We start from the raw sequence: 23509 nt of genomic DNA, 5'->3' as shown, positions 1-23509 counted from the left end.
CAAGCACACCACCGAAGTCGTGTCATTGCAGCTATAGGGCCAACGCCTGCTGTGATGGGTAGGGGAGCGTCGTGTGCCGGGTGAAGCGGCCGAGGAATCGAGTCGTGGACGGTATACGAGTGAGAATGCAGGCATGAGTAGCGATACAAGAGTGGGAAACTCTTGCGCCGATTGACCAAGGGTTCCTGGGTCAAGCTGATCTGCCCAGGGTAAGTCGGGACCTAAGGCGAGGCCGACAGGCGTAGTCGATGGACAACGGGTTGATATTCCCGTACCCGCTTTGAAGCGCCAACGCTGAACCTTCTGATGCTAAGCCCGTGAAGCCGTCCCGGAGCCTTCGGGCAAAGGGAAGTGGTGGAGCCGGTGGCCCAACGGGGTAGTAGGTGAGCGATGGGGTGACGCAGGAAGGTAGTCCAGCCCGGGCGGTGGTTGTCCCGGGGTAAGGGTGTAGGACGTGGGGTAGGCAAATCCGCCTCACATATAGTCTGAGACCTGATGCCGAGCCGATTGTGGTGAAGTGGATGATCCTATGCTGTCGAGAAAAGCCTCTAGCGAGTTTCATGGCGGCCCGTACCCCAAACCGACTCAGGTGGTCAGGTAGAGAATACCGAGGCGTTCGGGTGAACTATGGTTAAGGAACTCGGCAAAATGCCCCCGTAACTTCGGGAGAAGGGGGGCCATTCCTGGTGACGGGCCTTGCGCCTTGAGCTGGGGGTGGCCGCAGAGACCAGCGAGAAGCGACTGTTTACTAAAAACACAGGTCCGTGCGAAGCCGTAAGGCGATGTATACGGACTGACGCCTGCCCGGTGCTGGAACGTTAAGGGGACCGGTTAGCTCAGATTCGTCTGGGCGAAGCTGAGAACTTAAGCGCCAGTAAACGGCGGTGGTAACTATAACCATCCTAAGGTAGCGAAATTCCTTGTCGGGTAAGTTCCGACCTGCACGAATGGCGTAACGACTTCTCGACTGTCTCAACCATAGGCCCGGTGAAATTGCATTACGAGTAAAGATGCTCGTTTCGCGCAGCAGGACGGAAAGACCCCGGGACCTTTACTATAGCTTGATATTGGTGTTCGGTTCGGCTTGTGTAGGATAGGTGGGAGACTTTGAAGCAGCAACGCCAGTTGTTGTGGAGTCGCCGTTGAAATACCACTCTGGTCGTGCTGGATGTCTAACCTGGGTCCGTGATCCGGATCAGGGACAGTGTCTGGTGGGTAGTTTAACTGGGGCGGTTGCCTCCTAAAGGGTAACGGAGGCGCCCAAAGGTTCCCTCAGCCTGGTTGGCAATCAGGTGTTGAGTGTAAGTGCACAAGGGAGCTTGACTGTGAGACTGACGGGTCGAGCAGGTACGAAAGTAGGGACTAGTGATCCGGCGGTGGCTTGTGGAAGCGCCGTCGCTCAACGGATAAAAGGTACCCCGGGGATAACAGGCTGATCTTCCCCAAGAGTCCATATCGACGGGATGGTTTGGCACCTCGATGTCGGCTCGTCGCATCCTGGGGCTGGAGTAGGTCCCAAGGGTTGGGCTGTTCGCCCATTAAAGCGGTACGCGAGCTGGGTTTAGAACGTCGTGAGACAGTTCGGTCCCTATCCGCTGTGCGCGTAGGAGTGTTGAGAAGGGCTGTCCCTAGTACGAGAGGACCGGGACGGACGAACCTCTGGTGTGCCAGTTGTTCTGCCAAGGGCATGGCTGGTTGGCTACGTTCGGGAGGGATAACCGCTGAAAGCATCTAAGCGGGAAGCCTGCTTCGAGATGAGCACTCCCACCTCCTTGAGAGGGTAAGGCTCCCAGTAGACGACTGGGTTGATAGGCCGGATATGGAAGCCCTGTGAGGGGTGGAGTTGACCGGTACTAATAGGCCGAGGGCTTGTCCTCAGACGCTCGCGTCCACTGTGTTGTTCTGAAACAACGACCCCAGCCCCGTAAGGCGTGGGTTGGTGCGGTTGACAGTTTCATAGTGTTTCGGTGGTCATAGCGTGAGGGAAACGCCCGGTTACATTCCGAACCCGGAAGCTAAGCCTCACAGCGCCGATGGTACTGCAGGGGGGACCCTGTGGGAGAGTAGGACGCCGCCGAACAATTCTTCGAGAGAAGCCCCCGCCGGGTGAACCGGACGGGGGCTTCTCTGTTGTAGGGTCAACATGCATTGTCGTGACACAGGACAGGAGGGCCCCCGGGTGGAGGTCCAGGAGACGCGGGTCCAGACCGATCGCGTCCTCACCATCCCCAACCTGCTGAGCATGGGCCGGCTGGTCGGTGTTCCGCTCTTTCTCTGGCTCATCCTGTGGCCCGCATTCGGCGGACCCAAGAATGACGGCTGGGCGCTGTTGATCCTCGCGCTCAGCGGGGTCAGTGACTACCTGGACGGAAAGCTCGCCAGGCGGTGGGGGCAGATCAGCCGGGTGGGACAGCTGCTGGACCCGCTGGCCGACCGGCTCTACGTCTTGTCCACGCTGGTCGGATTGACGTGGCGTGAGTTCCTGCCGTGGTGGGTGACGGCGATTCTGCTGGCCCGGGAAGTCTTCATCGCGTCGCTGCTGCCCATGCTGAACCGGCACGGTTACGGTCCGCTGCAGACGAGTTTCCTGGGGAAGGCCGCGACCTTCAATCTGATGTATGCGTTTCCGCTCCTGCTGCTCGGCGGCATCGACAGCTGGATCGCGCGGCCGGCCGAGGTGGTGAGCTGGGCCTTCATCTGGTGGGGGACGACGCTGTACTGGTGGTCCGCGATTCTTTACGCGGTTCAGGCGCGGCAGATCATCAAGCGCGCCGCCGCGGGCTCGACGTCCACAGCCTGAGACGCGATCTGAGAGAAGTCCCACGCCGCCCCGGTGCGTCGGACGAGACCTTCCGGGTAGAGAACCCTCTGGAACGGTTTGATGGACCCGTAGGTCCACCACCGCGAAGGAGGACGCACCCGTAATGAAAGCCGTAGTCATGGCAGGGGGCGAGGGTACCCGACTCCGCCCGATGACCTCCAGCATGCCGAAGCCGCTGCTTCCGGTCGCCAATATGCCGATCATGGAGCACGTGCTTCGGCTGCTGAAGCGGCACGGCCTCTCCGATACCGTCGTCACCGTCCAGTTCCTGGCGTCACTCGTCAAGAACTACTTCGGTGACGGTGAGGAACTGGGCATGCATCTCACCTATGCCCATGAGGAGACGCCACTCGGCACTGCGGGGAGTGTCAAGAACGCCGAGGACGCGCTCAAGGACGATTCCTTTCTGGTGATCTCCGGCGACGCGCTCACCGATTTCGATCTCACCAAGTTGATCGACTATCACCGCAGTAAGAACGCACTGGTTACCGTCTGTCTCACCAGGGTCCCGAATCCCCTGGAGTTCGGGATCACGATCACGGACGAGGAAGGCCGCGTCGAGCGCTTCCTGGAGAAGCCGACCTGGGGGCAGGTCTTCTCCGACACGGTGAACACCGGTATCTACGTGATGGAGCCAGAGGTCTTCGACTACGTCGCGGCGGGTGAGTCCGTCGACTGGTCGAGCGACGTCTTCCCCCAGCTGCTGAAGGAGGGCAAGCGGGTCTACGGCTACGTCGCCGAGGGCTACTGGGAGGACGTGGGCACCCACGAGAGCTACGGCAAGGCCCAGGCGGACGTCCTGGAGGGCAAGGTCGACGTCGAGCTGGAGGGGTTCGAGATCTCGCCGGGCGTCTGGGTGGCCGAGGGCGCCGAGGTGGACCCGGAGGCGGTGCTGCGCGGGCCGTTGTACATCGGGGACTACGCCAAGGTCGAGGCCGGCGTCGAGATCCGCGAGCACACCGTGCTGGGCAGCAACGTGGTGGTCAAGCGCGGTGCCTTCCTGCACAAGGCGGTGGTGCACGACAACGTGTATGTCGGTCCTCAGAGCAATCTGCGCGGCTGCGTGGTGGGCAAGAACACCGACGTGATGCGGGCCGCGCGGATCGAGGACGGCGCGGTGATCGGAGACGAGTGCCTGGTCGGCGAGGAGTCGATCATCGCGGCCAACGTCCGGGTCTACCCGTTCAAGACCATCGAGGCCGGCGCCGTGGTCAACACCTCGGTGATCTGGGAGTCGCGCGGCCAGGAACACCTCTTCGGCGCCCGCGGGGTCTCCGGCATCCTGAACGTCGAGATCACCCCGGAGCTGGCCGTCCGGCTGGCCGGGGCCTACGCCACGACGTTGAAGAAGGGCGCCACCGTCACCATTGCGCGTGACCACTCGCGTGGTGCGCGTGCGCTCAAACGGGCGATGATTTCGGCTCTGCAGACCTCCGCGATCGACGTCCGCGACCTGGAGAACGTGCCGATGCCGGTGGCCCGGCAGCACACCGCGCGGGGGAGCGCCGGCGGGATCTTCCTGCGGACCACGCCGGGGGTGCCGGACTCGCTCGACATCCTCTTCTTCGACGAGCGCGGGGCGGACCTCTCCCAGGCCGGGCAGCGCAAGCTCGACCGGGTCTACGCGCGCCAGGAGTACCGGCGGGCCTTCCCGGGCGAGATCGGGGACCTGACCTTCCCGTCCAGCGTGTTCGACTCCTACGCGGGCAACCTGCTGCGGACGGTGGACACCACCGGGGTCCGGGAGGCTGGGCTGAAGGTGGTGGTGGACACCGCGCACGGCACTGCCGGGCTCGTGCTGCCCAGCATTCTCGGCCGGCTCGGCGTGGAGGCGCTCACCGTCTCCACCGGGCTGGACGAGGCTCGGCCGACCGAGGACGCGGAGACCCGGCGGGCCGGGCTGGCCAGGCTCGGCGAGCTGGTGGCCTCCTCGCGGGCGGCCTTCGGTGTGCGGTTCGACCCGGTCGGCGAGCGGGTCGCGTTCGTGGACGAGCTCGGCCGGGTGATCGACGACGACCGGGCACTGCTGGTGCTGCTCGACCTGGTCGCGGCCGAGCGGCGCAGCGGGCAGGTTGCGCTGCCGGTGACCACGACCCGGATCGCCGAGCAGGTCGCCGCCTACCACGGCACCCAGGTCATCTGGACCACGACGACGCCGGACGACCTCGCCAAGGCGGCCTCCGCCGAGGGCACGGTGTTCGGCGGGGACGGGCGCGGCGGCTTCGTGGTGCCCGAGTTCAGCGGGGTGCTGGACGGTGCGGCGGCCTTCGTCCGGCTGGTCGGTCTGGTGGCCCGTACCCAGCTCACGCTGAGCCAGATCGACGCGCGGATCCCGCAGGCGCACATCCGGCGCCGGGACATCGCGACGCCGTGGGCCGCGAAGGGCATGGTGATGCGCTCGGTGGTGGAGGCGGCCGGCAGTCGGCGGCTGGACACCACGGACGGCGTGCGGGTGGTCGAGGCGGACGGGCGGTGGACGCTGGTCCTGCCGGACCCGGCCGAGGCGGTCACCCACCTGTGGGCCGAGGGTCCGGACGACGAGGCGACCGAGGCGCTGCTGGACGAGTGGGCGGCCGTGGTCGAGGGCGCGGGAAGGTGACGGTCTGAGCGGACGGGTCCGCTGATCGGACGAGTCCCTGAACGGCGGGGTGTGCGGAACGGTTCGCGCGCCCCGCCGTCCGTTTTCGCATCATTCGGAACGGTCTGACACTTCTGCTGATGTGTGCGGCGTGTGTGCAGCTCAGGGGCCGTGCGCGACCCCCTCGGCGGCCATGGGACGATGGTCCGCATGCCAGCGACGCCGACGCCGAGTGCTCCGAACGGACGGTACAACCGTCCGGACGCCTCGATGTCCCTGCTGACCAACGTGATGGACCACAGCCTGGACGAGGGCTACGCCGAAGCGGCCGCGGCCCGCGGCGGTGAGCACGACAGCCGGATACCCCGGACCCTGCGGGGTCTACTGACGCTGGGTGCCGGTCTGGCGCTGGTCGGGGCGGTGGTGACGGTCGGTGCGGTGAACGCGCACAAGGCCGAGCCGACGCTGGCCAAGGAGCGGGACGCGCTGATCCACCGGATCAACGACAGCAACGGCACGGCGGACCACCTCCAGAAGGAGGTCCAGGACCTGCGGCGCAAGGTGGACGACACCCAGCAGCAGGCGCTGCCCTCGGGCGACGCCGGGGCGGCCGGTCTGACCGACCAGGTGGGGCTCGGAGAGGTCACCGGGCCCGGGGTGAAGCTGGTCCTGGAGGACGCCGCGGGCACGGGGAGCGGGGGCAACGTCGACCCGCGGGCCGGGCAGGGCTTCTCCAACAGCGGGCGGCTGCGCGACCGCGACCTGCAGCTGGTGGTGAACGGGCTGTGGGGATCCGGTGCGGAGGCCGTCTCGATCAACGGGCAGCGGCTGACCGCCCTGTCGGCGATCCGGGCCGCGGGTGAGGCCGTGCTGGTGGACAACCGGCCGCTGGTGCCGCCGTACAACATCCAGGCGATCGGCGACGGTCCGAAACTCCTCTCCGCCTTCGAGAACGACATGGCCGGGCAGTACCTGCGGTTGCTGGAGGAGAAGTACGGCATCAAGTCGACGCTGTCCGCGCAGAAGAGCCTGACGCTGCCCGCGGCGGTCGGCGTGACGCTGCGGACCGCCGAGCCGGTCACGCCCGAGCCCTCGCCCACGCCGACCCCCACGCCCTCGGGCGGCTCGTCGACCGGCCCTGGCGGGACCCCGTCGGGCGGCTCGGGAACCGCGGAGAGCCCGGGCGCGTCCGTTTCACCGTCCGTGACCCGGAGCGTACCGACCGCGAAGCGGCGTCCGACCAGCGGATCCGCCAAGACCACGACAGGGACAGGAGCAGCTAGACCGTGATTGCCGTACTGGGTCTCGTGATCGGGGTGGTCGTCGGCCTCTTCGTCCAACCCGAGGTGCCCGACGCTGTCGTGCCCTACCTGCCGATCGCGGTGGTGGCGGCGCTGGACGCGGTGTTCGGTGGGGTCCGGGCGATGCTGGACGGGATCTTCAACGACAAGGTCTTCATCGTCTCGTTCCTGTCGAACGTGGTCGTTGCGGCGCTGATCGTCTTCCTGGGTGACCAGTTGGGCGTGGGCTCGCAGCTGTCCACGGGTGTGGTCGTCGTCCTCGGCATCCGCATCTTCTCCAACGCGGCCGCGATCCGGCGCCATGTCTTCCGGGCCTGAGTCGGGCCGCGAGACGGCGGCGACGGAGGAGGAGCAGAAGGCGGAGGCGCCGGCGGTCGAGGAGACCGTCGAGGAGCCGGTGGAGGAGCCGGTCGAGGAGTCGACCGGGAAGGCGCCCGAGGAATCCGTTCCGGCGGAGTCGGAGGAGCCGGAGGCGGCTGGGTGTGCCGAGGCGGAGGCCGAGGAGCGGCCGGAGGAGACTGACGCCAAGGCTGAGTTCGAGGGCGGGGCGGAGGACCCGGAGCCGTCGGTACGGCTGGTGAAGGCGGCCCGTCCCGAGCCCGAGCCCGAGCCCGAGCCGGTCGAGGCTGAGGCCGAGGCAGCGGCCGTCGAACCGTCGGAGGCCGCCGAGGAGCCGCCCGCCGTGGACCGGAACGCCGGTCGGCGGCGGCTGCAGGCCGCGCTGTGGCCGCCGCGGCTGTCGCGCGGGCAGCTGGTGGTGGCCCTGCTGCTGTTCTCGCTCGGCCTGGCGCTGGCGATCCAGGTGCGCTCGACCAACGACCACCACAACCAGCTGCGCGGGGCCCGGCAGGAGGACCTGGTCCGGATCCTCGACGAACTGGACAGCCGTCAGCAGCGTCTCCAGCAGGAGAAGGCGGAGCTGGAGCAGTCCCTGGGCAAGTTGGAGAACAGCTCCAACCAGGCCAAGGAGGCCCAGGAGCAGACCAGGAAGAAGATGACCGAACTGGGTGTGCTGGCCGGTACGGTCAAAGCCACAGGTCCTGGCATCGTCCTCACGGTCGACGATCCCCAAGGGCTGGTGAAGGCAGATATGCTGCTGGACACCCTGCAGGAACTTCGAGCGGCGGGGGCGGAGGCGATTCAGATCAACGACGTGCGCGTGGTGGTCAACACCTACTTCACCGACCTGTCGGGCGGTGGGGTGCAGATCGACGGGAAGAAGGTCTCGCAGCCCTACCGGTTCACCGTCGTGGGGAACCCGCAGGACCTGACGCCCGCGCTGAACATCCCGGGGGGCGTCGTCCGTACCCTGGAGAGCCACCAGGCGCGGGCGACGATCACCCAGCAGCAGAAGGTGGTCGTCGACGCCCTCGTGGACCTGAAGACGCCGCAGTACGCCAAGCCGGCCTCGAAGTGACGAGGCGCTCGACGAACGGCCCGTCAAGGGCGGGCGGCACCCGGTGCGGGGCGCCGTCGTCGCGTGGGAGAGACTGGTTCGCACCAGTACGCTCCGTAGCACCAACCGCAGCAACAACCGTCGGAGTACCACTCCAGCAGGCCCGGGCCGCGACCGGGCCCGCAGCCTGTCCGAGGTTCTCACCCTGCCCCGCGGGCGGGTCTGTCACACGCAAGGGGATTCGCCCGTGAGTTTCTTCTCGAAGTTGTTCGGCCGCAACAAGGGCCGTGACGCCGCCGCCGTCGAGGCGCCGACCGCGCGGCACCGCCGGGCGGAGGACGAGCCCGCGGTGCCGGGCATGCGTTCCGCTCCCGAGGCCGGGACGTACGCCGGACAGCAGTTGTACCGGGACGGCGCCGCCGCCCAGTACGCGGCGAATCCGGCGGGTTACGGCGCGTCGGTTGACCCCTCCGGCGACCCGCGCATAGGTTTCCCGTCAACACCCTCAACCTCTGGTGGAGGGTTTGCACCGGACCCGTACGCCGGGCACAACCCGTCGGGTGTGCCGCGCCAGGAGGCTGTGAACATGGCTGGCCCCATTCCGTGCCCCAGGTGCGGCAACCAGAACCCGGCCGCGGCCCGCTTCTGTTCCAACTGCGGCACCGCGTTGCGCGGCGGCCTGCTGCCCGAGGGGGCGGCGGAGACCACGTCGACCATCTCGATCTCCGGCCTGGAGTCCTACGACCCCTCCGCCACGACCGGCACCGGCACCACGCCGGCCCTGTCGGCCGAGGTGCTGTCGGCGATCGACGCGCTGCCGCCGGGCTCGGCGCTGCTGATCGTCCAGCGCGGCCCGAACTCGGGCAGCCGGTTCCTGCTGGACTCGGACATCACCACGGCGGGGCGCCACCCGCAGGGTGACATCTTCCTGGACGACGTCACGGTCTCCCGGCGGCACGTGGAGTTCCGCCGCACCCCGGCCGGCTTCATCGTCGCCGACGTGGGCAGCCTGAACGGCACCTACGTCAACCGGGAGCGGATCGACGAGGTGCCGCTGAACAACGGCGACGAGGTCCAGATCGGGAAGTACCGGCTGGTGTTCTTCGCCGGCCACCACCGGGGGTACTGAAGCCAACGTCGGTAGGAGCCCGAGTGAATACGAATACCCCTTCCTCTTCTCTCGGGGCGGCCAACCCTGCGTCGTCGTCCGGTCCGCACGCGGACCGGGGTGGGCGCGGGGTGGTCGCGGGCCCAAGGCAGCCGGTCCGGCCGGACCGGCCCGCCGGGCGGCGGCGCGGTGGTGACGAGCTGTTGAGCATCGGCGCGGTGCTGGCCTTCCTGCGCGACGACTTCCCCGAAGTGACCATCTCCAAGATCCGCTTCCTGGAGGCGGAGGGCCTGGTCGAGCCGCAGCGCACCCCCTCCGGGTACCGCAAGTTCAGCCCGTCGGACGTCGAGCGGCTGGCCTACGTCCTGCGGATGCAGCGGGACCACTACCTGCCGCTGCGGGTGATCCGCGAGCACCTGGACGCGATCGAGCGCGGTGAGGCCCCGCCCGCGCTGCCGTCCGCGGCCGAAACCCGGCGGGGGCCGCTGGAGGAGGCCGACCGTGAGTTGGTGGCCTCGGCCGACGCCTCCTCGGGGGTCCGTCTGGGGCGCGCCGAGCTGCTGGCGGCGGCCGAGGCCGGTGAGCGGGAGCTGGCCGAGTGGGAGTCGTACGGGCTGGTCGCGCCGGGCCCGGACGGCGGGTACGACGGGGAGGCGCTGCAGGTGGCCCGGCTGGTCGCGGAACTCGGCCGGTACGGACTGGAGCCGCGGCACCTGAGGGCCATGAAGGCGGCGGCGGACCGCGAGATCGCGCTGGTGGAGCAGGTGGTGGCGCCGCTGCGGCGGCACCGGAACCCGCAGACCCGGGCGCACGCGGAGGCCACCGCGCGGGAGCTGGCGATGCTGTCCGTACGGCTGCACGCGGCCATGGTCCAGGCCGGTCTGCGCACCTGCGGCCAGGGCCTGTCCAGGGCGTGACCCGGGCCCGGACGACGGCCCCCGAGGCGTCCCCGGCGTGGCCGGTGCACCGCGCTGACCAGCGGCGTCGGCCCTGCGCTTTCATATCCGGGATCGGAGCCATAGGGTTGCCTGTGTGAATGAGCTCGACGTCGTGGGTGTCCGAGTGGAGATGCCTTCCAACCAGCCGATCGTGCTGCTGCGGGAGGTCGGGGGAGACCGGTACCTGCCGATCTGGATCGGCCCCGGCGAGGCGACCGCGATCGCCTTCGCCCAGCAGGGCATGACTCCGGTGCGCCCGCTGACGCACGACCTGTTCAAGGACGTCCTGGAAGCGCTCGGTCAGCAGCTCACCGAGGTCCGGATCACCGACCTGCGGGAGGGCGTGTTCTACGCCGAGCTGGTGTTCGCCGGCGGGGTCGAGGTGAGTGCGCGGCCGTCCGACGCCATAGCTCTGGCCCTGCGCACCGGCACGCCGATCTACGGGAGCGAGGAGGTGCTCGCGGAGGCGGGCATCGCGATCCCGGACGAGCAGGAGGACGAGGTCGAGAAGTTCCGCGAGTTCCTCGACCAGGTGTCGCCCGAGGACTTCGGCGGGGGCGGTCCCCAGTAGTCCGCAGTGGTGCGGACGGTTCGGTCAGCTCTTCAGCGTGCCGTTTTGCCAAAATCCGTCCATCTACCCACACTAGGGGCACGAAAAACCACTCTCCTGAGTGATGTGGTTTGTCTGGCCCGGCGTGGCGATCGTTGACGGGTCATAGGGGACTGCCTACCGTCAGGAGTGGCTGTCCGGGTGGCCGATGCCCGCAGTCGGATTGCCCGCAGCACGAGCGGACGGAGGTAGGCATGAGCAGCACCGGCGATGACGCGGCCGTGGGAGGCCTGTGCGCCGTGCACATGCCGCGCACCGCTCGCACCGTGTCGGACCTTCCCAGGGTGGGCCGGTTCCCGGCCGTGCAGCCGGGCCAGCCCGCGATCGAGCGGCTGGCCCCGACGTCCGAACTGCTCGGTTTCCGCGGTCCGACGGCCTGTGCGGCGGCCGGGATCACCTACCGCCAGCTGGACTACTGGGCCCGCACCGGACTGCTGGAGCCCAGCGTGCGGACCGCGTACCCGGCGACCAGTCAGCGGCTCTACAGCTTCCGTGACGTCCTGCTGCTGAAGATCGTGAAGCGGCTGCTCGACGCGGGCGTCTCGCTGCAGAACATCCGGGTGGCCGTCGCCCATCTGCAGTCCGCCGATCAGGCCGACCTGACCGGGCTGACGCTGATGTGTGACGGTGCGACGGTGTACGAGTGCACCACGCCGCAGCAGGTGGTCGATCTGCTGAAGGGCGGTCAGGGGGTGTTCGGCATCGCGGTCGGAGCGGTCTGGCAGGAGCTGGAGCTGACCCTCGGGCGGCTGCACGCGGAGCGAACCGACACCGGCGAGACGCTGGTGGGCAACGATCCGGCGGACGAACTGGCGCAGCGGCGCAACCGGGCGGTCTGACGGAGCGATTCCGACGGGGCCGTGGCCCGGAACGGGGAACCGTTCCGGGCCACGGCCCCGTCGTGTTGCCTGGTGGAGCGATCGAGGGAGGGGCACGTGGAGGCCGGTACCGGGATATCGGGGTTGCTGCGGCGTCGGGCCGGGGGGCTGCGGGCGCGGCTGCGGGAGCGCCGCACGCAGCGCAGGGTCTTCCAGGTCACGACCCTGCTGTGCTCGCTGGCACTGGCGCCGAGCGCTTGGTTGTGGTTCGCGGCGGGGGACCGGGTGGGCACGGTGGAGAGCGCGCCGTCGGCGCCGGTGGCCGTGGTCTTCGGCGCCGGGCTGGACCAGGGCAAGCCGTCGCCGTACCTGGAGCACCGGCTGGTGGCCGCGCTGGACCTGTACCGGGAGGGCAAGGTGAAGGCCGTCCTGGTGACCGGGGACAACGGGCGGACCGAGTACGACGAGCCGGACGCGATGTACCGGTACCTGACCGAGCACGGGGTCCCGGGGGACCGGGTGGTCCGGGACTACGCGGGCTTCGACACCTGGAACTCCTGCACCCGGGCGCACCGGATCTTCGGGGTGGACCGAGCGGTGCTGGTCAGCCAGGACTTCCACGTCCGGCGGGCGCTGGCGCTGTGCGAGGCGGCGGGCATCCGCTCCTACGCGGTCGGGGTGCCGGAGCCGCACGACATCACCTGGCTGTACGGCGGGCTGCGGGAGGTCGCCGGGGCGGGCAAGGCGGCGGTGAACGTCCTGCTGCGGCCGGACCCGGAGTTCCTCGGGCCGAAGGAGGACGGGATCCCGAAGGCGTTGGCGGCGGCCGCGGCGCGATAGGGCGTGTCCGACGGTTCCCGCCGGGCGCGGGGTCCCGGCCGGGTTCGTACGCACTGTCGGACCCGTGCGCGATGATCGGCGGGTGCGATCTCTGCCGAGCATCATCCACCTCGACATGGACGCCTTCTTCGCGGCGGTGGAGCAGGCGGCCAAGCCGAGCCTGCGCGGGAAGCCGGTGATCGTCGGCGGGCTCGGCGGGCGCGGGGTGGTCTCCACGGCCTCGTACGAGGCGCGGAGGTTCGGGGTGCACTCGGCGATGCCGATGGCGCAGGCGCGGCGGCTGTGCCCGAACGCGGCCTTCCTGACCGGGCGCTTCGAGGCGTACCGGCAGAACAGCGAGATCGTGATGGGGTTGCTGCGCGAGCTGTCGCCGCTGGTGCAGCCGCTGAGCCTGGACGAGGCCTTCGTCGACCTGGAGGCCGGTCCCTACGGCCCGGTGCTGGCCGAGACCGACCACGAGACCGGGGAGCGGCTGGTGCTCGCCGTGGCGGAGGACCTGCGGGCGGACATCCAGCGGCGCACCGGGCTGACCGGCTCGGTCGGGGCGGCGGGCTCCAAGCTGATGGCGAAGATCGCCTCCGAGCAGGCCAAGCCGGACGGGCTGGTGCTGATCGAGCCGGGGCGGGAACGGGCGGTGCTCGGCCCGATGCCGGTCCGGGCGCTGCCGGGGATCGGCCCGGCCACCGAGCAGGTGCTGCGGCGGGCCGGGCTGAGCACGGTGGCGGACCTGGCGGACGCGGGGGAAGCGGAGCTGGTCCAATTGCTCGGGCGGGCGCACGGCGCCGGGATCCACCAGATGTCGATAGGGCTGGACGAGCGGCCGGTGGTGGCCGACCAGGACGCCAAGTCGGTCTCGGTGGAGGACACCTACGAGGTGGACCTGGCCGACCGGGACCGGGTGCTGCGCGAGGTGGAGGCGCTGGCGGGCCGGTGCGTGCGGCGGCTGCGGGCGGCCGGGCGCTCGGGGCGCACGGTGGTGCTCAAGGTCCGGCGGTTCGACTTCTCGACGCTGACGCGCTCGGAGACCCTCGGCGGCCCGACCGACGACGAGGCGGTGATCACCTCGACGGCGCGGCGCCTGGCCGAGCAGGTGGACATCACCGGCGGGGTCCGGCTGCTCGGGGTGGGAGTCGCCCAACTCGCCGACTACACCCAGGAGGACCTGTTCGCGCAGGCCCTGCGGGAGGAGGCGGCGGAGCACGCCGAGGCGGCCGAGGCGGCGGTGGCCGAGGAGGAGCCGGAGGAGCCGGTGGTGCGCCGCTGGATGCCCGGACAGGACGTCCACCACGCCGAGTGGGGGCCGGGCTGGGTGCAGGGCAGCGGAGTCGGGCGGGTCACCGTGCGGTTCGAGACCCCGTGGAGCGGGCCGGGGCGGGTGCGGACCTTCGCGGTGGACGATCCGGCGCTGGAGCCGGCCCCGCCGCTGCCGCTGCGGCAGGCCGAGGAGCCGGGCAGCGAGGGGGAGTGAGGCGGGATGCGGAACGGCCCCACCCGGTGGAAGCACCGGGTGGGGCCGCATACCGTGCCGGACTCCGGACGGTCGTGATGCCCTCGCGACCGAGCGGAGACCGGGGCCCGCGCGTCCTGTCCCTGAGCGCGCGGGCCGGACGCCTCGTCAGGCGTCGGTCTTGGCCAGCTGGGGGCTGGAGTCCTGCGGGGCCGAGCCGTCGGCGACGGCCGGGGCCGACTTGACGGTGCGGATCAGGAAGGGGACGGCGCCGGCGATGACGCAGACGACGGCCGTGGTCCAGAACGCGTGCTTGTAGGCGTCCAGGGTGGGCAGCAGCACCGGGATCGGGAGCTTCATGACGTCGCCGGTCAGGATGGCGGTCATCACGGCGGTGCCGATGGCGCCGCCGACGGTGCGCAGCACGGAGTTCATGCCGTTGGCGATGCCGCTCTGCTCGACCGGGACGGCGCCGTTGATGAAGGCCGGCATCGCGGCGAAGGCGAGGCCGATGCCAAGGCCGAAGATGGCGGAGGCGGTGTAGATGTCGCCCTCGTGGCTGTGCCGCAGGGCCAGGTAGGCCATCGAGACCGCACCCAGGACGCCACCGAGGACCAGCGGCAGGCGCGGGCCGCGGCGGGCGATCAGCAGGGCGCCGACCGGGGCGGCCACCATCGAGCCGATGGCGGACGGCAGCAGCATCACACCGGCGTGCAGGACGGTCGCGGTGAAGCCGTAGTGGGCGTACTTCTCCGGGGTCTGGGCGAAGTTGCTGATGACCATGAACGAGCCGTACATGCCGAAGCCGATGAGCAGGCCGGACAGGTTGGTGAAGGCCACGGCCGGGCGGGACATCATCTTCAGGTCGACCAGGGGGTGCGAGACCTTGGTCTCGATGACGCCCCAGACCAGGGCCACCACGGCGGCGACGGCGAACAGGCCGAGGGTCTTGGTGGAGGTCCAGCCCCAGTGGTTGCCCTGGCTGACCGCGACCAGCAGGGCGGAGAGCCAGGCGGCCAGGGCGAGGGCACCGATCGGGTCGGCGCCGCCCTCCTTGTCGGTCACCGGGTCGGTCGGGACGCGGAAGGCGACCAGGGCGACCGCGATCAGGCCGAAGACCAGGCCCATCCAGAAGATGGACTTGTAGTTCCAGTGCTCCAGCAGCAGGCCGGTGGCGACCAGGCCGAGGCCGGAGCCGACGCCCATCGAGGCACTGATGGCGGCGACGCCGCCGGTGACCTTCTGCTTGGGCAGCTCGTCGCGGACGATGCTGATCGCCAGTGGCATCACGCCACCGCCGGCGCCCTGGAGGACGCGGGCGACGACCAGCCAGGTGAAGGAGTGGGTGCTGACCGCCAGGGCCGAACCGGCGACCAGACCGGCCAGCGAGATCAGCAGCATGGGCTTGCGGCCCCGGAGGTCGCCGAAGCGGCCCAGCAGGGGAGTCAGCACGGCGGCGGACAGCAGGTTGGCGGTCATCAGCCAGGTGATGTTGGAGCCCGAGACGTCCAGTTCCTTGGCCAGCGACGGCAGGATCGGGACGACCGCGGTCTGCACCACGCTGAACGACAGCATCGCCAGGATGAGGGCCGGCAGGACCCGGGCGTTGCTCTGCTTCTCGGCCGCGGTGGTGGGCTGTGGTGCCTCACTCACGGTTGCTTCCTCCCGTACATAGTGAATGTGCTGAAGTAACCCTGCCGGAAGATACTTCAGAGTGTCAAATATCGACTGGTTAAGGTTTGGCAAAGGTGAAGGTTCGCCTATGACCGACCGGCGGATCGCGGGCACGGCGAAGGGCCCCGGACCGGGGTCCCGGGGCCCTTCGGCGGTGCCGTCGGGTGTTGCGATCAGACCATCGGGCGCAGGGTGGTGGAGTGGGGGCCCTCCGGGGCCAGGGGCATCGAGCCGTTGGTCGGGCTCGGCGCAGGGGTGGCCGAGGCGGTGGTGTCGTGGATCTCGACGTTCTCGCGACGGAGCTCGTCCTGGACCAACTCCTCCTCGGTGTACCGCTCGACCACCAGGCGGACCCGCTCGATCGGGGCGAGGTACTTGCGGACCACCGGCCGTTCCTCGCGGACGGTGACCTCTTCCACCGCCTCGGCGATCTCCTCCTCGGTCAGCGATGCGCGCTCGGCGTCACTGACCCGTACCCGCTCCACCCGGACCCGCTCGCGGACCACCGGCACCCGGCGCTCGACCTGCTCGGTGGTCACGTACTTGCGCAGCCTCGCGGTGCCCAGGACGTGCCACTCCGTGCTGATGTCCAGCCGCTCCTCGCGGCAGGTGAACTCCACCGGGGCGCCGGGGGCCGAGGTGTCGGTGTCGGGCGCGAGGGGGCCGGCCGCGGTCGGAACGGGCCGGGACATCGGCTCGGCGGCGTGGGCGGGGGCCGGTGCGGGGGTGTCGAGGGATCGCAGGTAGGCCTCCGTGCTGGTGCTGGTGCTGGTGCTGGTGCCGGTGCTGGTGGCGGTCATCGTCGAGTCGGGGACGGGGGAGTGGAAGGCGAGGGGCTCGGCGACCGTGGCGGCCGGCGTGGTGCCGAAGTCGATGTCGGGCTGGGCGTCCCGGCCGGGCTCCCCGGAGATCGGATGGCCGTCCACCGGGGTGTCGAGGCCGTAGTAGCGGTAGAGCTGGAGCTCCTGGGCGGGCGACAGGTGCTGGCCCACGCCGAAGTCCGGAGAGTCCTTGACCAGCGTCTTGTCGTACGGGACCCGGAGTTCCTCGCCGGAGAACTCGCTCGTGGTGAGCGGGACGAAGGCGTCCCGGCCGAAGATGCCGGTGCGGATGGCCGCCCACTCCGGCTGTCCGGTGGCGTCGTCCAGGTAGACCTCGTCGACCGTGCCGATCTTGTCTCCGTTGCGGTCGACAGCCTTGTGGCCGATGAGGTCGCGGGGATCGATGTCGGTCTGCACGCTTTCCTCCAGTGCGCTGCGCCTGCGGAAGTCCCACAGATCGGCGACCGGACCACCCGTCCCGTCCGCCACTTCACACCAAAAGCCATGAAAAGGACGCGCGCGACCGGGGTGCGCCCGGACGGGTCGGCACTGGGCCGGACGGGGGACGCGCGTAGACCCGGAGTGACCCGAAGCACCCGTGATCGGAAGGCCTCCCGCTGGTACCCTGGGCGGCGACCGCCGAGCCCGCTCGGGAGAGTCCCCGACGGCGAAAACCACTGGTCGGGGCGCCGAAGGAGCAACTCCTCCCCGGAATCTCTCAGGCATCCGTACCGTGCGGGATAGGTCACTCTGGAAAGCAGGGCAGGACCGCCGGCGCGGGAGCCGGTGATCACCACCCTCACCGACGGTGCAAGCCGACGGAGCGCCACAGCGCGACGTGCGGGCGAAGCTCTCAGGTCCCGATGACAGAGGGGGAGGCCTTTCGGGTCCGTCCGCCCAGGCCGGTCCGCTGTCCGCAGCGGCGTCGGCCAGCCGGCGTGCGTACCCCCGCCGGTCCGTGACCAGGAGGCCTCGACCACCATGAACGCCCAGCCGAACGCGGGACGCCCCACCGGCGCCTCGACCCTCACCGAGCTTGAGCTGGCCAGCCCCTTCGAGAACCGCCACATCGGCCCCGACGCCGCCGCCCAGGAGAAGATGCTGGCGTCCGTCGGCTACGGCTCGCTGGACGAGCTCGCCGCCACGGCCGTTCCCGAGGCCATCCGTTCCATCACCGCCCTGGACCTGCCCGCCGGCCGCAGCGAGGCCCAGGTCCTCGCCGAGCTGCGCGAGCTGGCCGGCCGCAACCAGGTGCTCCAGCCGATGATCGGCCTGGGTTACTACGGCACCTTCACCCCGCCGGTGATCCTGCGCAACGTCATGGAGAACCCGGCCTGGTACACCGCCTACACCCCGTACCAGCCGGAGATCTCGCAGGGCCGCCTGGAGGCGCTGCTCAACTTCCAGACCCTGGTCTCCGACCTGACCGGCCTGCCCACCTCCGGCTCCTCGCTGCTGGACGAGGGCACCGCGGCCGCCGAGGCGATGGCGCTGGCCCGCCGCGTCACCAAGGTCAAGGGCGGCGTCTTCCTGGTCGACGCCGAGACCCTGCCGCAGACCGTCGCGGTGATCAACACCCGCGCCGTGCCGACCGGTGTCGAGGTCGTCGTCGCCGACCTCTCCGAGGGCATCCCGGCCGAGATCGCCGAGCGCGGCGTCTTCGGCGTGCTGCTGCAGTACCCGGGCGCCACCGGTGTGGTCCGCGACCTCGCCCCGGTGATAGAGCAGGCGCACGGCCTGGGCGCGATCGTCGCCGTCGCCGCCGACCTGCTGGCGCTCACCCTGCTCAAGTCCCCGGGCGCGCTGGGCGCGGACATCGCCTGCGGCACCTCGCAGCGCTTCGGCGTGCCGATGGGCTTCGGCGGCCCGCACGCCGGCTACCTGTCGGTGCGCGCCGAGTACGCCCGCTCGCTGCCCGGCCGCCTGGTCGGCGTCTCCGTCGACGCCGACGGCAACCGCGCCTACCGCCTGGCGCTGCAGACCCGCGAGCAGCACATCCGCCGCGAAAAGGCCACCAGCAACATCTGCACCGCCCAGGTGCTGCTCGCCGTGATGGCCTCGATGTACGCCGTCTACCACGGCCCGGACGGCCTGGCCGACATCGCCCGCCGCACCCACCGCTACGCGGCCGCCCTCGCCGAGGGCCTGCGGGCCGGTGGCGTCGAGCTGCTGCACGGCGAGTTCTTCGACACCGTCACCGCCGTCGTCCCGGGCCGCGCCGCCGAGATCGCCGCCGCCGCCCGCGCCAACGGCATCAACGTGTACCAGGACGGCGAGGACCGGATCTCGGTCTCCACCGACGAGACCACCACCCGCGAGCACCTGGCCGGCGTCTGGGCCGCGTTCGGCGTCCCCGCCGTCGAGGTGGCCGAGGCCGCCGAGACCCTGCCGGCCGCGCTGCTGCGCGAGGACGAGTACCTGACCCACCCGGTCTTCCACAGCCACCGCTCGGAGACCGCCATGCTGCGCTACCTGCGCCGCCTGTCGGACCGGGACTACGCGCTCGACCGCGGCATGATCCCGCTGGGCTCCTGCACCATGAAGCTCAACGCCACCACCGAGATGGAGGCGGTGACCTGGCCGGAGTTCGGCCAGCTGCACCCCTTCGCGCCGGTCGACCAGGCCGCGGGCTACCTGACCCTGATCCGCCAGCTGGAGCAGCAGCTCGTCGAGGTCACCGGCTACGACGCCGTCTCGATCCAGCCGAACGCGGGCTCCCAGGGCGAGCTGGCCGGCCTGCTGGCCGTCCGCGCCTACCACCACGCCAACGGCGACACCCAGCGCGACGTCTGCCTGATCCCGTCCTCGGCGCACGGAACCAACGCCGCCTCCGCGGTGATGGCCGGCATGCGCGTGGTCGTGGTGAAGACCCTGGTCGACGGCGACGTGGACGTCGAGGACCTGAAGGCCAAGATCGAGCAGCACCGCGACAACCTCTCGGTGCTGATGGTCACCTACCCGTCGACCCACGGCGTGTACGAGACCCAGATCACCGACATCTGCGCCCTGGTGCACGAGGCCGGCGGCCAGGTCTACGTGGACGGCGCCAACCTGAACGCCCTGGTGGGCCTGGCCAAGCCGGGCAAGTTCGGCGCGGACGTCTCGCACCTGAACCTGCACAAGACCTTCTGCATCCCGCACGGCGGCGGCGGCCCGGGCGTCGGCCCGGTCGCGGTGCGTGCCCACCTGGCGCCGTACCTGCCGAACCACCCGCTGCAGGAGGAGGCCGGCCCGGCCACCGGGGTCGGCCCGATCTCGGCCGCGCCGTGGGGCTCGGCGGCGATCCTGCCGATCTCCTGGGCGTACGTCCGGCTGATGGGCGGCGAGGGCCTCAAGCGCGCGACCCAGGTCGCGGTGCTGAACGCCAACTACATCGCCAAGCGCCTGTCCCCGCACTTCCCGGTGCTCTACACCGGCCCGGGCGGGCTGGTCGCGCACGAGTGCATCATCGACCTGCGCCCGCTGACCAAGGAGACGGGCGTGACGGTGGACGACATCGCCAAGCGCCTGATCGACTACGGTTTCCACGCGCCGACGATGTCCTTCCCGGTGGCCGGCACGCTGATGATCGAGCCGACCGAGTCCGAGGACCTGCACGAGATCGACCGGTTCTGCGACGCGATGATCGAGATCCGCGGCGAGATCGACAAGGTCGGCTCGGGCGCGTGGGCCGCGGACGACAACCCGCTGCGCAACGCCCCGCACACCGCCGCCGAGCTGGCCGGCGACTGGGCGCACGGCTACTCGCGGCAGGAGGCGGTCTTCCCGGCGGGCGTGAACCCGGCGGACAAGTACTGGCCGCCGGTGAGCCGGATCGACGGCGCGTACGGCGACCGGAACCTGGTCTGCTCCTGCCCGCCGCTGGACGAGTACGGCGTCTGATCCTCATCGGACGGGCACGGGGCAGGGCCCCGGCGGAAGGTTTCCGCCGGGGCCCTGCCCTTCGTGTTGCGCCTTGCGCGGCGCTTCGTGCGGTCGGGTCGGCGGCTGCCCCCGCCGGGCCCGGCCCCGGGCCGTACGGTTCCGGCCGTACGGGGTCGGGCCGCGTGGGCTCAGGCCGCGTGGGCGACGGGGCGGCGCGGGGCGATCACCCGGCCGTCGGGCAGCAGCTCTCCGGTGTCCTCGAACAGGACGACGCCGTTGCAGAGCAGGCTCCAGCCCTGCTCCGGGTGGCAGGCCACCGGCACGGCCGCTTCGCGGTCCTCGGACTCGGCCGTCGGGCACTCAGGACGGTGCTGGCACATACGCGTACCCTCGCTTCGCTCTGCGATCCTCCCCGTGGTGCGGTCCCCGGAGGTCGAGCCGTCCGGAGCCGCCGTGGTGGTCGGATCCTGTCCGCGCGCCGACCAGGTGTGGACCGGCGCTCAAGTGGGTAGGACAGGTGGTCCTTCCACGCTGGTTCCCAGTGTCGGCATCCGCGGACGCGCGCGCAGGTATTTCGTGACATGCGCCACAACTCCCGGACAGAGATCACCCGTTCAGGTGGGGCCCGGGGGGGGGGAAAGCGCACCGCCGGGTCAGCCAGGGCATGGCCCGGTGGGGCCATGGCGGGTGGCCCGAGCGGGTGGTAGCCGTTCGGGTGAGGCCGTCCGGGGGCGTCGGAGCGCACGGCGGAGGGCCGCCGGGCGAGGTGCCCGGCGGCCGGTGCGGTGCTTCGGCTCCCGGCCGGGTCAGGAGGAGCCGAGCAGCAGCGGCGGCGGCCCGGCGAGCGGGGCGCGGGTGAGCAGCGGGAGCAGCTCGGCGGCGGGGTAGGCGCGGTGCGCGGTGACCCCGAGCGGGGCCGGGGCCAGCGGGATGAGCAGGTCGGCGCCCGGGCCGGCGTCGGGGCTGTGCAGCCAGAGCGCGGTGGCGTACTGGCCGGGGAAGGTGAGCAGCCGGGGCTGGCAGCGGGAGCGGGAGCCCTGGGCGAGCTGCCAGGCCTCGCGCAGCGCCCGGACGGTGGAGGAGAGGTACGGGCCGGCGGTGAAGTGGGAGAAGGTGTGGCCCTCCGCGCTCTGCACCACCTCGGCGGCGGCGGCCACGTCGGGGCCGTGCTTGATCAGGAAGCGCCAGCCGGTCCGACGGGCGGCGGGCAGTTCGGGATGGGGGCCGTCCAGGACGTGCACCGCGAGCGGGTGCGCGGGAAGCAGCGGACCGGTCGGATGACGGAGCGCTGCGGCGGCGGGCTGGCGCAGCGCGGTCTCCGAGTCGAGCGCGCCCAGGACCGCGCGCAGGGCACTCGGTGGGGGCTGGGGGGTCTGCAGGGTCATGGCGGGGTCCGCCTCTCCAAGCGAGATCGGCGTGCGAGTGCGGCATACCGGCACGGCGCGGTGCGTCTTCGCTGACGGGGGCCGGCCTTGTCCGGTTGTGCAGGATCGCGGCGCCGGCGCGGTCGCCCGTCCTCGGCGAGGGCCGAGGAACGGGGAACGGACCGGTCGGCGCGCAGTGCGAACTCAGCGAACTCATCGAACAAATGCGCAGGGTGATCTGTTTATCACAGGCCGTGGTGCCGGGCAAGTCTGCAGATGGTCTGAATTTCCGTCAGATGCCTTGCATTGCAAGCCAGTACAAGCATTCGGGTATCGATCTTCGAGGTGGGCATGATGCTGGCACGGTCGACCGGCCGGGTGTCTCAGGAGGAGGGGACCGTGGGCGAGAAGGTCGTGGCGACTCGGGCGGATCTGGCGGACCGGCAGCAGTACCGGCTCAAGCTCCAGGCCTGTCTGGACGCGCTCGGGCGGATGCTGCGCGAGGACCGCTTCGACCGGCCGCGGGCGGTGATGGGCCTGGAGATCGAGCTCAACCTGGCCGACGAGCAGGGCCTGCCGGTGCTGCGCAACGCCCAGGTGCTGAGCGCGATCGGCTCCAGCGACTTCCAGACCGAACTGGGCCAGTTCAACATCGAGGTCAACATCGTGCCGCACCGGCTGTGCGGGCACGTCTTCGAGGAACTGCGCGAGGAGATCGACACCGGGCTGCGCTACGCCGACCGGCAGGCGGCCGAGGCCGGCGCCCGGATCGTCATGGTGGGCATCCTGCCGACCCTGGAGAGCGACCACACCGGGCTCGACGCGATGAGCCACAACCAGCGGTACAGCCTGCTCAGCGACCAGATCCTGGCCGCCAGGGGGGAGGACATCGCGCTGGACATCGAGGGCGTCGAACACCTCCAGCTGGAGTCCATCACCATGGTGGCCGAGGCCGCCGCGACCTCCTTGCAGCTGCACCTCCAGGTGACCCCGGAGCGGTTCTCCTCGGTCTGGAACGCCGCCCAGGCGATCTGCGGACCGCAGCTCGCGCTGGGCGCCAACTCCCCGTTCCTGTTCGGGCGGGAACTGTGGCGGGAGACCCGCCCGGTGCTCTTCCAGCAGGCCTGCGACACCCGTTCGGCGGAGCTCAAGGCCCAGGGCGTGCGCCCGATCACCTGGTTCGGGGAGCGCTGGGTGGACTCGGCCTACGACCTGTTCGAGGAGAACCTGCGCTACTTCCCGGCGCTGCTGCCGATCTGCGACGACGAGGACCCGTTGAAGGTGCTGACCTCCGGCGGCGCGCCCAGGCTCGCCGAGATGCGGCTGCACAACGGCACCATCTACCGCTGGAACCGGCCGGTGTACGACGTCGCCGGCGGGGTCGCCCACCTGCGGGTGGAGAACCGGGCGCTGCCGGCCGGGCCGACGGTGGCCGACACCCTGGCCAACGCCGCCTTCTACTACGGGCTGGTGCGGGTGCTCGCCGAACAGCCCCGGCCGGTCTGGACCCGGCTGCCGTTCGAGCGGGCGGACGAGAACTTCCGCCAGGGCGCCCGCTACGGCATCGACGCGGTGTTCCAGTGGCCGCGCCCCGGCCGGGCGGGCCGGGGCGGCGGGCTGCAGACGGTCTCGGCGGTCGACCTGGTCCTCAACGAACTGCTGCCGATGGCCCACCAGGGGCTGGACGAGTGGGGCGTGGAGCCCGCCGACCGCGACCGCTACCTGGGGATCATCGAGCAGCGCTGCCTGCGCCGCACCAACGGCGCAGCCTGGCAGAGCGCCACCTTCCACCGGCTGCGCGAGCAGTACGGGATGGACCGCCCGGCCGCGCTCGCCGCCATGACCAGGCGTTACGCCGAGCACATGCGCGGAGGCGAGCCGGTGCACACCTGGCCGGTCGGCTGACGGGTCCGCGCCCTGTGTCAGGAT

The 23509-nt window shown here is 70.4% G+C and carries 17 protein-coding genes, 2 rRNA genes and 2 riboswitches (1 of these 21 running past the window's edge); of the genes, 15 read left to right on the top strand and 4 right to left on the bottom strand.

The genetic code is table 11. The features are described from left to right. The 13 genes from BOQ63_RS11375 to BOQ63_RS11315 form a co-directional block, all read left to right on the top strand. A 23S ribosomal RNA gene (locus tag BOQ63_RS11375) occupies positions 1–1877 on the top strand; it begins 1243 nt to the left of the window's first position. A gap of 86 nt (positions 1878–1963) precedes the next feature. Next, positions 1964–2080: ribosomal RNA gene (gene rrf, locus BOQ63_RS11370) — 5S ribosomal RNA — on the top strand. Positions 2081–2179: 99 nt separating this feature from the next. After that, a complete protein-coding gene (gene clsA, locus BOQ63_RS11365) occupies positions 2180–2800 on the top strand; it encodes a cardiolipin synthase ClsA (protein WP_030288326.1) in 621 nt (206 codons plus the stop codon). Between the two features lie 124 nt (positions 2801–2924). Continuing rightward, positions 2925–5420: a mannose-1-phosphate guanyltransferase gene (locus BOQ63_RS11360; RefSeq protein WP_072654171.1), complete on the top strand. Its 2496-nt coding sequence runs from the start codon at positions 2925–2927 to the stop codon at positions 5418–5420. 189 nt (positions 5421–5609) lie between these two features. Next, positions 5610–6689, top strand: coding sequence for a DUF881 domain-containing protein (locus BOQ63_RS11355; RefSeq protein WP_318299360.1), 1080 nt, complete (start codon positions 5610–5612; stop codon positions 6687–6689). Further along, positions 6686–7018, top strand: a complete 333-nt coding sequence (locus BOQ63_RS11350) for a small basic family protein (RefSeq protein WP_030062488.1) — start codon at positions 6686–6688, stop codon at positions 7016–7018. The genes BOQ63_RS11355 and BOQ63_RS11350 overlap by 4 nt, the downstream gene beginning before the upstream one ends. Further along, positions 7002–8117 (top strand): DUF881 domain-containing protein, encoded by a 1116-nt coding sequence (locus BOQ63_RS11345; protein WP_079183553.1) that lies wholly within the window; start codon positions 7002–7004, stop codon positions 8115–8117. Before BOQ63_RS11350 ends, BOQ63_RS11345 begins: the two co-directional genes overlap by 17 nt. Before the next feature lie 226 nt (positions 8118–8343). Continuing rightward, on the top strand, positions 8344–9225 hold the full coding sequence (locus tag BOQ63_RS11340) for a double zinc ribbon and FHA domain-containing protein (RefSeq protein ID WP_072654169.1): 882 nt from the start codon (positions 8344–8346) through the stop codon (positions 9223–9225). Positions 9226–9407: 182 nt separating this feature from the next. Next, the gene (gene ftsR, locus BOQ63_RS11335) at positions 9408–10121 is read left to right on the top strand and encodes a transcriptional regulator FtsR (protein WP_037830786.1); all 714 of its coding nucleotides are present in this window, start codon (positions 9408–9410) and stop codon (positions 10119–10121) included. Positions 10122–10236: 115 nt separating this feature from the next. Further along, the gene (locus BOQ63_RS11330; protein ID WP_030062493.1) at positions 10237–10713 is read left to right on the top strand and encodes a bifunctional nuclease family protein; all 477 of its coding nucleotides are present in this window, start codon (positions 10237–10239) and stop codon (positions 10711–10713) included. A 233-nt stretch (positions 10714–10946) separates the two neighbouring features. Continuing rightward, positions 10947–11591 carry a MerR family transcriptional regulator gene (locus tag BOQ63_RS11325; protein WP_030288340.1) on the top strand — a complete coding sequence of 215 codons (645 nt, stop codon included), beginning with the start codon at positions 10947–10949 and terminating at the stop codon, positions 11589–11591. Between the two features lie 96 nt (positions 11592–11687). Beyond that, positions 11688–12410 carry a SanA/YdcF family protein gene (locus BOQ63_RS11320; RefSeq protein ID WP_223885902.1) on the top strand — a complete coding sequence of 241 codons (723 nt, stop codon included), beginning with the start codon at positions 11688–11690 and terminating at the stop codon, positions 12408–12410. 82 nt (positions 12411–12492) lie between these two features. Next, positions 12493–13878, top strand: a complete 1386-nt coding sequence (locus BOQ63_RS11315; RefSeq protein WP_030555008.1) for a DNA polymerase IV — start codon at positions 12493–12495, stop codon at positions 13876–13878. 147 nt (positions 13879–14025) lie between these two features. Here BOQ63_RS11315 and BOQ63_RS11310 read toward each other — a convergent pair whose 3' ends face one another. Beyond that, a complete protein-coding gene (locus BOQ63_RS11310; RefSeq protein WP_030288348.1) occupies positions 14026–15510 on the bottom strand; it encodes an MFS transporter in 1485 nt (494 codons plus the stop codon). A gap of 194 nt (positions 15511–15704) precedes the next feature. Further along, entirely contained in the window at positions 15705–16769 is a 1065-nt protein-coding gene (locus BOQ63_RS11305) for a PRC and DUF2382 domain-containing protein (protein ID WP_072654167.1), read from the bottom strand. 223 nt (positions 16770–16992) lie between these two features. Continuing rightward, a riboswitch (glycine riboswitch) is annotated at positions 16993–17096 on the top strand. Between the two features lies 1 nt (position 17097). Next, positions 17098–17229: riboswitch (glycine riboswitch) on the top strand. A gap of 104 nt (positions 17230–17333) precedes the next feature. Between BOQ63_RS11305 and gcvP the strand changes: the two genes are divergently transcribed. Beyond that, on the top strand, positions 17334–20234 hold the full coding sequence (gcvP, locus tag BOQ63_RS11300) for an aminomethyl-transferring glycine dehydrogenase (RefSeq protein ID WP_030598424.1): 2901 nt from the start codon (positions 17334–17336) through the stop codon (positions 20232–20234). A gap of 170 nt (positions 20235–20404) precedes the next feature. Here gcvP and BOQ63_RS11295 read toward each other — a convergent pair whose 3' ends face one another. Continuing rightward, entirely contained in the window at positions 20405–20596 is a 192-nt protein-coding gene (locus BOQ63_RS11295) for a DUF5999 family protein (protein WP_030288352.1), read from the bottom strand. A 426-nt stretch (positions 20597–21022) separates the two neighbouring features. Continuing rightward, positions 21023–21601, bottom strand: coding sequence for a hypothetical protein (locus BOQ63_RS11290; RefSeq protein ID WP_030288354.1), 579 nt, complete (start codon positions 21599–21601; stop codon positions 21023–21025). Positions 21602–21979: 378 nt separating this feature from the next. Here BOQ63_RS11290 and BOQ63_RS11285 point away from each other — a divergent pair, with 378 nt between their 5' ends. Further along, the gene (locus tag BOQ63_RS11285; protein ID WP_030288356.1) at positions 21980–23485 is read left to right on the top strand and encodes a glutamate-cysteine ligase family protein; all 1506 of its coding nucleotides are present in this window, start codon (positions 21980–21982) and stop codon (positions 23483–23485) included. Positions 23486–23509: the final 24 nt, after the last annotated feature.

The organism is Streptomyces viridifaciens (assembly GCF_001888885.2).
GTDB lineage: Bacteria > Actinomycetota > Actinomycetes > Streptomycetales > Streptomycetaceae > Kitasatospora > Kitasatospora aureofaciens.
Note: the sequence above shows the minus strand (reverse complement) of the source record. Positions and strands in the feature narration are given on the sequence as shown.